The sequence below is a fragment of the Brucella tritici genome, from assembly GCF_008932295.1.
GTDB lineage: Bacteria > Pseudomonadota > Alphaproteobacteria > Rhizobiales > Rhizobiaceae > Brucella > Brucella tritici.
The window spans coordinates 46,622-57,509 of record NZ_WBWA01000031.1 but is presented as its reverse complement, the minus strand read 5'-3'; the positions used below and the strand labels follow the sequence as shown (position 1 = coordinate 57,509).

The following is a 10,888-nucleotide window of genomic DNA, read 5'->3' as shown; positions in this document are numbered from 1 at the left end:
ATATAATCTCCATGCGAGCCATGCCAACCTCTAAGTTCTGATATTAATGCCAGCACTAATGCTGGTTCTAATGCCAGAACATCGCCCAAAAGCCTCCATCAGCAAAATCCACTCACCGGACGCTCACTTTCTTTCTTCAGAGCGGCAAGGCTTGAAATCGACGAGCTCCGCTTTCGCGGTTCACGGCGCGCGACCACCGGCCGGAGCTGGAGCATGGCACAGCACTGGCTCGACAAAGCTTCCGAGACAGGTGTCACCGCATCTTCAAATCCACCTTGCAGAACCACCCGCATCCTGCAGCGAGATGACCTTGAACCCGCGATCCGGTGCCACTTCACGATGGAAACCGAAATGCTAACCTTGCTGCCGACGACACGCAGCCATGTCTTCTGGATTTGGCGAGAAAACCACCCTAATGTTGCCTCGACAAATTTCCGGCAACGCAACAAAGCCCACGGCCGAGGCACAAAACATCTGGGAGGATAAAATGCTCGACGCAGGCAGTGTTCAACCACCCAAAGGAAGTCGTTTTGCGTTCCGAATTTTTGTTATTCTGCTTGCGGCAGGACGTTCGAGCCGAACGAGCTCGGTAGGAGCATCCAAATTACTGGCAGAATTCGAGGGCGTTGCTCTCGTGCGACGTTCCGCCCAAGTCGCGCTCGGTTCGAGCGCCCACGCTGTAATCGTGGTAACGGGTCATCGTCGACTTGAAATTGAAGCCGCACTAGATGGGCTGGGAGTCGAGTGCATCGAAAATACGAAATACGACCATGGGATGGCGACGTCGCTTACCACCGGGATATCGTACTGCGATGCACGAGGGGCGAATGCCGTATTGGTCCTACTTGCCGATATGCCAGGATTGACCACCGCCCATCTGGATAGACTTTTTGCAGCTTTCCGCTCGACCGACGGCGAAGTGGTGGTGCGTGCAATGGGAGATGGCAAACCCGGAAATCCCGTTATACTTCCAAAATCGTTATTCGAGACAATCGCGCGTCTCGAAGGCGATGTAGGGGCTCGCCAGATCATAGAAACGTCCAACCTCCCAATCGTTTATGTAGAGATCGGCGAAGCTGCACTGCTGGACGTAGACACTCCCGAGGCAATACGCGCCGCAGGCGGAACGTTAAAAGCGTAATCTGATCGATCTCGCGTATTCGCGACGCCACCCAAACCAATTTCGACAATGCACGATGTGTCCAACACACGTCGGAACCAAGCACGGTCGAGGCCACGCCTTCTAATATTTATCCTTGCGCCGATGCCTGTTGAATCTGAGTTCTAGCCGCTGCGATATCAGCGACCACAGAAAGCGCCACCGACGAAGCATCTCGGGCCTTATCGAAGATGCCGATCGGCGCTTTGATTCTGGTGATATCTGCGTCTCCAAAGCCGTGCTTGCGGAGCAAGGCCATCCGCTTATCGTGGGTCCGCCTGCTTCCCAGAGCGCCGACATAAAAAGAGTCAGAACGCAAGGCGCCCTGGAGCAGAGTCAACTCCCGGTCAAGGTCGTGGAACAACAACGCGACGGCGGAAAACGTGTCAATCTTCGAAGCAAACACACTGCTGTCAATGGCCGGGTCGATCTGCTCGACCTCATACCCGGCCGCCCTTGCCACAGCGGCGGTGATCTCCAGTTCGACCGATCGGCCGCAAAGAAGGATACGGGTAACCGGCTGGTAGTTTGTAATGAAAGTTCCGTCGAACCAGCCGATTTGCCCCCGACTGCCCTCTCCACCGAACTCTATTGATTCCGATCCAGGCGTATACCGAAGACTAGCGGGGCGTCTGGAAGCCAGACGTGACAAAACCTGGCCCACCGGATCTGCATTTTTGAGGATGTGAATCGATAGGTCGATCCCTCCCCCGCACGGAAGCACGATATCGAAGAATGGGGAACCTTCTCCAAGCCGCAGAAAACGGTCACGCCCCTTGCGCAGGGCCTCGATAGCTTCCGCTGCCACGGCCGTTTCAGTGCAGCCACCGGAGACAAAGCCGCAGTAGCGGCCGTCTCCTCGCACTGCCATCTGTGCTCCAACCGCACGCGCCGCGCCACCGCGAACCTCAACCAACGTGACCAAGGCAACGGGAACTCCGGCGAGGAAAGACTCGTGCGCATACCGTAGGATCCTGCCCGGTTCGTCTGTCACGAGCTCAACCGTCGGCAACACCACATCGTTCTCACTGAAATCATGCCGGGTCATTCGTGATCTCCCTTTGACATAGGTCCGAAGTTCAGCACCTGACTTTGATCGCCCGCCCCAGCAAACTGCCAATTTGGGCGGCGACGTCGTCAATGCCGGCCGAAGCGTCAACACGACGAAGCAACCGGCGATGTTCGTAGAACGGCGACAATGCCGCCGTGGCTCGGGAAAACTCTTCAAGTCTTTTCTTCAACACCTCGGCATTGTCGTCAGAGCGTTCTTGAGCGCCGACGGCCCGCGTCTGTTCGGCTCTTTTGGCAATCCGCTCGTCGAGAGAATCGATCGCAATATCGAAGATGATGACGTGATCGAGCGGCTTGTCTAAGCTGTAAAGCAGTCGCTCCAGCGCCTCAGCTTGCGCGACCGTTCTCGGAAAACCGTCCAGGATAAAGCCCTGGGCCGGTTTTTTATCGGACAAACGTTCTTCAACGAGGCCAATTACGACCTCATCCGGGACGAGTGTCCCGCCATCGACGGCTGCCTTGGCCTCGCGGCCGAGAGGCGTCTCTGCCTTGATTGCCTCGCGCAGCAGGTCGCCGGTGGAGATATGCATGAGCCCGTAATCCCGCACGAGACGCTCAGCTTGCGTTCCTTTCCCTGCTCCAGGTGGGCCGATGAGGACAAGCTTGACCATCACGAAATCCCCATGCACATGTATTTGATCTCGAGATAGTCATCCATGCCGTACTTCGATCTCTCGCGATCATTGCCGCTTTCCTTCACGCCCCCGAACGGTGCGACCTCGGTCGAGATCATGCCTTTGCTAATGCCATTGCCGACGTCAATCGCCTGGCCCTGATCGGCGTCCAGCCATTCGCCCGCAATAAAGCATTCGCCACGTTGGATGGACGAATGCTTGAGTTCGAGAGCTACCAATTTAATGGTCCTTTCGCGAAATTTGTTCTTGCTCAGACAACGAGCGGTTCCAGCAGAAGCCGGGCCACGTCGCCGAACGGGGTCGGCCTGCGCGAGATGCGATCCACATTGACGTGGACGAAGAAGCCTTCCGCGGACGCTGTGTCTTCGTCGTTTCGAAACAATCCGATCTCGTAGCGAACCGATGAACTACCCAGTCGCGAAACGCGAATTCCGGCCGTGACCATATCTGGAAACGTCATCTCGGCGTGATACCGGCAGCCGGTTTCGACCACGAGAAAGACTTGCGTGTCCTCTTTGATGTTCAAGGCGCCGTTTTCGATCAGGAAGCTGTTCACGGCCGTGTCGAACATACTGTAGTGAACGACATTGTTCATGTGACCGTAGCTGTCATTGTCCGACCAACGCGTCGCGGTAGTGCGAAAGACCTTGTAGGAAGACCTGTTTCCGGGCGCTGCGCGTTCTGCCATCACCACGCCGCCTTGTAGATCGAAAGCGCGTCCGCTTCACTGAGGTCGCGTGGATTGTTGACCAGAAGCCGCGTCTGCTTCATCGCGTCGCGCGCCATACCCACTAGATGTTCCTCACCGATACCGACATCGCGCAATCGAGGCTGCAATCCCAGCTTCGAGGAAAGAGCGGCTAGCCGCTCGATGAAAGCGGCGCAGCGGCTTTGGGTGCTTTGTTCCGACGCGAGATCCGGAAAGGCGTCCGTTGCGATTTCCGCATAGAGAGATGCAGCCTCGAGTGCGTTGAAGCGCAGGACGTGTTGCAGCACAAGCGCGTTGGAGAGCCCATGCGGGATATGGAAAGTGCCACCGATCGGGTAGGCTAGCGCATGGACAGCAGCCACGGGCGAGTTGGCGAATGCCTGACCGGCCAGCATCGAGCCAAGCAGCATAGCGCCTCGGGCGTCACGGTCCTTCCCGTCAAAAACCGCCTTCTCGATGTTTGCACCAAGCAGTTGAAGCGCCTGATGGGCAAGCATCTTCGACAGCGGATTGTTGTTGGCGTTCTTGGACGCATAGGCCTCGATGGCATGCACCATGGCATCGATCCCTGTCGCCGCCGTGATGTGCGCGGGCAGACCGAGGGTCAGATCGGCATCGAGAATGGCAATGTCAGGAAGGATAATCGGTGAAGACACGCCCCGCTTTTCGTCGCCCTGGACGGTTAGGATCGACACCGGGGTGACCTCTGAGCCTGTCCCTGCGGTCGTCGGCACGAGAACAAGCGGCAGCCGCGGCCCTTTGGCATTACCGACGCCCCAAGCGTCATCGATGTCCTCACCGGATCCGCTGAGCAGCGCGGCGACCTTGGCGACGTCGAGTGACGAGCCGCCTCCAAAGCCGACGACGCCCGTCACGCCGGCAGATTTCGCAGCCTGAGTGGCTGAAAGCACTGTCGCAATAGACGGATCCGCCTCGACACTATCAAAGACGGTCGTTTCGATGCCGGCCTCAGAAAGGGACCTCAGTGCCGGATCACAAAGACCGAGCTTACGCAATCCCGGATCGGTTACGAACAGAATCCTGTTCCCAAGCTTCGGCTTGACGAGACCACCAATTTCCGCCGAAGCGCCAGGCCGAAAAACGATCTGGCTGGTCGTGCTGAAAACAAACGGGTTCATGGGCATCTCCTATGGTGCTGCATCATGCGCCGGGCAGGACTTCCCTGAGTTTGACCCTCAGGATCTTGCCGGAGCCGGTGCGGGGAATTTCGTTGACGACATAGACTCTGTCAGGGACCTTGTAGGCGGACAGGCGCTGCTTGCAGTGGTGCAGCAACGTCTCCAGGTCGAAAAGTTCCGCCGACCTCAGCACCACGCATGCGACGGGAACCTCGCCGAGCATAGTGTGCGGCATTCCGATCACCGCGCAATCCATGATCGCATCGTGAAGGAGGATTGTTTCCTCGACCTCTGCGGGAGCAATATTCTGGCCGCCACGGATGATGAGTTCTTTGAGCCGACCGGTGATCGTCAGAAAGCCGTTCTCATCGCTCCTGGCAAGATCACCCGTATGATACCAGCCGTTCACCACAGTCTTCTGCGTTTCCAACGGCTTGTTGTGATAACCTTGCATCAGATTGGGACCTTTACAGATCAACTCGCCCTCTATGCCGACCGGTACATCGAGCCCGGTTTTGGGATCTACAACTCGTACCATGAGCCCTGGAAGCGGCAAACCGCACGACCCGGAGACCCGCCAGCGGCCGGGCCAGTTCATGGTCACCATTGTTGATGTTTCGGTGATCCCATAGCCGTCAAGCAGGGGCACGCCGAAAAACTCTTCGAAATCGTGATTAAGGGGTCCCGGCATGATCGCGCCGGCCGACACGCAAAGCCTAACCGAGTCAAGGAGCTTCTCACCGCTCGCCTGGCAGGTCGACAGGAAATAATGAAAGACTGTCGGAACGCCGGGCATGAAGGTGAAACGGCCCGAACGCAACAATTCGGTTGCCTGACTAGTGGAAAATTTCTCCATGATATATTCACTGGCACCGGTCGCAATGATCGACAGCACCGCGATATTCAGGGCATAGGAATGGTAGAGCGGTAGCGTGTTGAGGACGACATCGTTCCTGTTCATCCCCGCGATCGGAGCCCAGCATGCACTCGTGACCCACAGCATCGACCGCGTCGAGAGGAGCACGCCCTTCGGCAGGCCTGTCGTTCCGGAGGTGTAGACGATAAAAGCGGCGCGGTCGACGTCCTGATCGTCTTCGAAGTCGACAGCCTCCGCCAGATCGAAGACAGCATTCTCGTTCGCCGTGACGAGGACGGTGGTCCGATCCAGGCGCCGCAGCAAAGATTCGGTCGCCGCGTGTTTGTCCGGTAGGGTAATAACGGCAACGCAATCGGAATCTGTGATGCGGTAGCTTGTTTCATCTACCGTCGATTCGATACTGATCGGGACCGCCACGCCGCCAGCTCTGACCACGGCGAGGCATGCCACGACCCAATTGACGGAGTTCGGCAGATAGATTGCGACCGCCTGACCCTTCTGTAGACCAAGAGCGATTAGTCGTGCCGCCAGACCTTCCGTTTCACGGTCAAGTTCGGCGTAAGAGACGGATCTCGTCTTGTCCTCGAATGCCAGTTTCTCCGGGTACAGGCGAGCGTTCCGCCGAAGAATCTCTCCGACAGGTGCAATGAGCTCGAAATGTATCATTTCAGTTCCTCCCCTTCCTCCCTGTTAGACCATCGCAAAGCCGCCGTTGACGCTGATGACCTGGCCGGTCACCCAGGAGGACGCGTCAGAGGCAAGGAAAGTAACCATCGGCGCCACGTCGTCGGGCTTGCCGATCCGCCGCAAAGGATAAGCCTTAACGATCTTCTCGCGGTTCTTCTCGAGGAAGTCAGGATCGGAATGTGAGGTCTCGATCAGGCCGAGCGAAACGGTGTTGACGGTAACGTTGTTGCGACCGAATTCGCGGGCAAGCGACTTGCCAAGCGCGATCGTGCCGCCGCGCGCTGCCGCGGCCAGGGCAAGGTTGGCTTCGCCAATACGGGAGCTGTCGCCGACGAGATTGATGATCTTGCCGGAGTTCTGAGCGATCATCATCGGCGCCACCTCGTGGCAGCAGTTAATCGCACCAAAGAGACACACCTCGATCTGCTTCTTCCAGTCGTCCGGCGTCGAATCCACAAAGCGTTGGTATTTGACATAACCGGCGTTATTGACGAGGATATCAACCGTTCCGAAGTCCGACTTGATCGCTGCGACCATCGCTTTGACCTGTGCATTATCGCTGATATCCGCCTGATACGCCTTCGCCCTGCCGCCGCCTGCCTCGATTGATTGCACGACCGCTTGGGCTTCATCTTTTGATCGGGCGTAGTTTACCGCAATGGTGGCACCTTCGACCGCAAGAGCTCGCGCGATGTCACCGCCGACATCGCGGCCACCGCCCGTGACGAGCGCCACCTTGCCCTTGAGATTGGTATCCATTGAATGTCTCCTTGGGATGAGATGCTGCGTTTGCAGCAGATTGATGGGTTGGTTGAATTGGCCGTCAGCGGCCCATAAATCGCGGCGACCGTTTTTCGGCGAATGCTTTGCGTCCTTCAGCGTAGTCCCCGCTGGAACTCGCGTGGTCGATCAGCCTTTCAGCTTCGGTTCGGTCGAGATCACCCCTGGCGCAGCCGTTGAGGATGAACTTCGCGCCCTGGATCGTCAGGGGCGCATTCGCGACCATGGCGTTGGCACGCTCCAAGGCTGCCGCCGTCGCGTCATCCACCAGTGCGTCGATGAAGCCGTTGCCTAGCGCCTGGCTGGCGTAAAAGCGGTTAGCCGAATAGAGAATTCGTTTCGCCTCGGTGACACCGACGAGCGAAAACAGTTTGCGTGTCGCGGAGACGCCATACACTATCGACAACCTGGCGGCGGGAATGCCGAAAACGGCGCTTTCTTCGGCAATGCGGAAATCGCAAGACATGGCCAAATGTGCTGCGCCACCAAGACAATATCCACGCAACACCGCGATCGTTGGCTTCGAAACGTCGTAGATGGCATCGCCGGCAGCGTCAACGGCGACTTCGTAACGCGTGCTTTCCTCCGGGCCGCCCCTTACCGCATCGAATTCGCTGATATCGGCGCCGGCGGAGAAGTCCCCGCCGGCTCCGGTGAGCAGAATGGCGCGGACATCTGGATCCGAGTCGAACTGGCGAAACCTTTCGGCAAGCTCGCACCACATCGCATATGTAACGGCATTGCGTTGTTTGGGCCTGTTCAGTGTAACGATGGCGACGCCATCTGTGTTCTCGACCTGAATCTCAGTCATGCCTGCTCATCTCTTCCTGCCAATCGCAACCGCGTTCAATGCTTGGGTTATGCCCGGCGCAGGAGAGCCGGGCATTTGTTTGGATCATTGCTTAACCAGAGGGCACTGGCTTTCGGAGAGGGGCCGGAAGGCCTGGTCGCCTGGAATGGTGGTGACAAGCTTCAGAAGGTCCCATTCGCTCTTCGATTCAGCCGGTGTCTTCACCTGGTAGACATACATGTCATGCACCATGCGGCCGTCCTCGCGGATCTTGCCGCCCTTGGCGAAGAAATCATTGACCGGTGTTTCCTGCATCTTCGCCATCACCTGCTTCGTGTCGGTGGTACCGGCGGCCTTCACGGCTTGAAGGTAATGCATGGTCGAGGAGTAATCGCCCGCATCGCCCATATGTGGCGGACGGCCAACACGCGCCTCGAACTTCTTGGCGAAAGAACGGGTTTCTTCGTCGCGATCCCAGTAAAAGGCGTTGGTCAGGATCATACCCTGCGCAGTTTCAAGGCCGAGCGAATGGACGTCTGTATCCCAGACAAGTAGCCCGGCAACGGTCTTACCGGAGGACGCGAGACCGAACTCGGCGGCCGACTTAACCGCGTTGACAAACGTCGTTCCGGACCCTGCCATCGCAACAACATCGGCGGGCGAAGCTTGCGCCTGCAGCATAAAGGCGCTATGATCGGAGGTCTCTATTGGATAGCGAACGGCGCCTGAAACAGTACCCCCGTTTGCTTTGACCAGCTGGCTCGCATCCGCTTCCAGAGCATGCCCGAAGGCATAGTCGGCAGTCAGGAAGTACCAGTTCTTCTTACCTTCACGGATCAGTTCGTTGGCAGTGCCATTGGCCAGTGCATAGGTATCGTACGAGTAATGGATGCTGTTTGGCGTACAGCCGTCGTTCGTCAAACGTGACGTACCAGAGCCGTTGATGATCGCGATCTTGTCCTCGTCCTTCGCGACCTGCGTGACAGCCAGGGCGATACCAGAATTGATGAGGTTGTTGATCATCGTCACCCCTTGCGACTCGTACCATTCCCGGGCGGTGGAGACGGCGACCTCAGGTTTGTTCTGGTGATCGGCTACGACCACTTCCAGCGGACGATCGAGTACTTTGCCACCGAAATCTTCAACGGCCATTTTCACCGCAGCAATCGCCCCCTCGCCCGCCTCATGCGAGAACTGGCCGCTGATGTCGGTCAGGACGCCGATCCGGATCGGCCCAGAATCCTGTGCTTGGGCACCCATACCCATAGCGGCGAAAGCCGCCGTGCATGACAGCAAAATTCGCAGATGCTTCATCAATCCATCCTCCCAGATGCGGCACTGAAGCTCCCCCTCGAGCGCCTGCATTAAACTTGCGTTATCATACTTATAAATGGCTAAAACCGAAACTACGGCGCTATTAGTAGGATAACAAGATAAGATAAGCAGAGTTTCCGCCATCATGCAAGCTTGCATTATTAGACTTTGTGTGTTTTTCTGAAACTGCCTCTTCCGTTGGACGAGGCGGTGGCCTGGTTCCGAACCCGCGCCACAGGAGGAGAAAATCAAGCCGGTAGGGAGGACTCGTGCCGGAGAACGCACCCATTATCGAGGCGCGTGGTTTGACGCGCTCGTTCAGCGGCTTCATCGCCGTCAACAATGTCGACATCGAGATTCGGCGTGGGACTATCCATGCGCTGATCGGCCCAAACGGTGCCGGCAAGAGCACGCTGTTCAATCTTCTGACCAAATTTCTTTCGCCAAGTTCCGGCCAGATATTTTTCAAGGGCCGAGACATTACACAGATGGCGCCTGCCGATATCGCTCGGCTTGGCCTTGTCCGATCCTTTCAGATCTCGTCGGTATTTCCGCACCTCAGCGCCCTTGAAAACGTGCGCGTGGCGCTCCAGGCCCGTGAGCGAGAAACCTTCTCCTTCTGGAAGTCCAACCAGTGTCTGAAACGCTTTGATGAAGAGACCATGGCGCTCCTTGAAAGCGTCGGCCTCGCCGAAAAGGCCCGAACAAAAGCCAGCGAGCTGTCGTACGGACGCAAGCGTGCGCTGGAATTGGCGACGACGCTGGCGCTTGAGCCGGACGTGCTGCTGCTCGACGAGCCAATGGCCGGCATGGGCACGGAAGACATTGGCAGGACGGCGGCGCTGATCCGCCGCGTCGGCACGGGTCGCACGGTGTTGATGGTCGAGCACAATCTTGGCGTCGTTGCGGATCTTTCTGACACAATCACGGTGCTGCGCCGCGGGGAGGTGATTGCAGAGGGTAGCTATTCTGACGTTTCCACGAACAGTGAGGTTCGCAAGGCCTATATGGGAGGAGCCCATGGCTGAAACCGTTTTAAACGTCAGCAATCTTCAGGCCTGGTATGGCGAAAGCCACGTCCTTCACGGAGTGGAATTCAACGTCAGGAAGGGTGAGGTCGTCACCCTGATCGGTCGCAACGGCGCCGGCAAGACCACTACCCTGCGCAGCCTGATGGGGGTCGTCAGCAAGCGGGCCGGCAGCAGCACCTACAAAGGCGTCGATCTGTTGCGAACACCCGCGCACAAGGTTGCCCGGCTCGGCATCGGCTACGTTCCAGAGGAGCGCGGCATTTTTTCGAGGCTGAACGTCATCGAAAACCTAATGTTTCCGCCAACCTGGCAATCGGGCGGGATGAATGTGGAGGAGATCTACAGTCTCTTCCCGAATCTCAGAGGCCGCGACACCACGCCCGGTACGCGGCTCTCCGGCGGCGAACAGCAGATGCTGGCCATCGGCCGTATCCTGCGCACCGGCGCCGATTTCATTCTGCTTGATGAGCCGACCGAAGGCATCGCGCCCGTCATCGTCGAGGAGATCGGCGCGGCGCTCCGCATCCTCAAGGAACGCGGCATCACCATCATTCTCGTCGAACAGAACCTGAACTTTGCGGCCACCGTCGCCGACCGGCACTTCGTACTCGACCAGGGAAAGGTCATCGACGAAATCTCCAATGGTGCGCTCGACGCCAGCATGGATCGGCTGAACCGGTATTTGGGGGTTTGATT

At 57.7% G+C, this 10,888-nt stretch carries 11 protein-coding genes and 1 pseudogene; 3 read left to right on the top strand and 9 right to left on the bottom strand.

Features of this window, described 5'->3' with window-relative positions; all coding sequences use genetic code 11:
• The first annotated feature begins 487 nt into the window (after window positions 1–487).
• A complete protein-coding gene (locus F9K91_RS22270) occupies window positions 488–1,141 on the top strand; it encodes a nucleotidyltransferase family protein (protein WP_151557591.1) in 654 nt (217 codons plus the stop codon).
• A gap of 109 nt (window positions 1,142–1,250) precedes the next feature.
• On the opposite strand, the gene F9K91_RS22265 is transcribed toward F9K91_RS22270, so the two are convergent.
• The 9 genes and pseudogenes from F9K91_RS22265 to F9K91_RS22225 form a co-directional block, all read right to left on the bottom strand.
• Complete coding sequence (locus F9K91_RS22265) at window positions 1,251–2,207, bottom strand: XdhC family protein (protein ID WP_151678748.1); 957 nt, start codon at window positions 2,205–2,207, stop codon at window positions 1,251–1,253.
• Between the two features lie 31 nt (window positions 2,208–2,238).
• Window positions 2,239–2,841, bottom strand: a complete 603-nt coding sequence (locus F9K91_RS22260; RefSeq protein ID WP_151678747.1) for an adenylate kinase — start codon at window positions 2,839–2,841, stop codon at window positions 2,239–2,241.
• A pseudogene (locus tag F9K91_RS22255) lies at window positions 2,841–2,984 on the bottom strand (aldehyde dehydrogenase family protein); the annotation flags it as partial. The pseudogene F9K91_RS22255 and the gene F9K91_RS22260, both read right to left, overlap by 1 nt.
• Window positions 2,985–3,115: 131 nt before the next feature.
• Complete coding sequence (locus F9K91_RS22250) at window positions 3,116–3,553, bottom strand: acyl-CoA thioesterase (protein WP_151678746.1); 438 nt, start codon at window positions 3,551–3,553, stop codon at window positions 3,116–3,118.
• On the bottom strand, window positions 3,553–4,713 hold the full coding sequence (locus tag F9K91_RS22245; RefSeq protein ID WP_151557559.1) for an iron-containing alcohol dehydrogenase: 1,161 nt from the start codon (window positions 4,711–4,713) through the stop codon (window positions 3,553–3,555). The genes F9K91_RS22250 and F9K91_RS22245 overlap by 1 nt, the downstream gene beginning before the upstream one ends.
• A gap of 22 nt (window positions 4,714–4,735) precedes the next feature.
• Window positions 4,736–6,256 carry a class I adenylate-forming enzyme family protein gene (locus F9K91_RS22240; RefSeq protein WP_151557561.1) on the bottom strand — a complete coding sequence of 507 codons (1,521 nt, stop codon included), beginning with the start codon at window positions 6,254–6,256 and terminating at the stop codon, window positions 4,736–4,738.
• Between the two features lie 24 nt (window positions 6,257–6,280).
• Window positions 6,281–7,036 (bottom strand): SDR family NAD(P)-dependent oxidoreductase, encoded by a 756-nt coding sequence (locus F9K91_RS22235; protein WP_151557563.1) that lies wholly within the window; start codon window positions 7,034–7,036, stop codon window positions 6,281–6,283.
• A gap of 64 nt (window positions 7,037–7,100) precedes the next feature.
• Entirely contained in the window at window positions 7,101–7,868 is a 768-nt protein-coding gene (locus F9K91_RS22230; protein WP_151557565.1) for an enoyl-CoA hydratase-related protein, read from the bottom strand.
• Between the two features lie 84 nt (window positions 7,869–7,952).
• Window positions 7,953–9,161: an ABC transporter substrate-binding protein gene (locus F9K91_RS22225; RefSeq protein WP_151557593.1), complete on the bottom strand. Its 1,209-nt coding sequence runs from the start codon at window positions 9,159–9,161 to the stop codon at window positions 7,953–7,955.
• Between the two features lie 269 nt (window positions 9,162–9,430).
• On the opposite strand from F9K91_RS22225, the gene F9K91_RS22220 reads away from it, so the two are divergent.
• Both F9K91_RS22220 and F9K91_RS22215 read left to right on the top strand, forming a co-directional pair.
• Complete coding sequence (locus F9K91_RS22220; protein WP_151678745.1) at window positions 9,431–10,189, top strand: ABC transporter ATP-binding protein; 759 nt, start codon at window positions 9,431–9,433, stop codon at window positions 10,187–10,189.
• Window positions 10,182–10,886 carry an ABC transporter ATP-binding protein gene (locus F9K91_RS22215; protein ID WP_167522253.1) on the top strand — a complete coding sequence of 235 codons (705 nt, stop codon included), beginning with the start codon at window positions 10,182–10,184 and terminating at the stop codon, window positions 10,884–10,886. Before F9K91_RS22220 ends, F9K91_RS22215 begins: the two co-directional genes overlap by 8 nt.
• The last annotated feature ends 2 nt before the right edge of the window (window positions 10,887–10,888 follow it).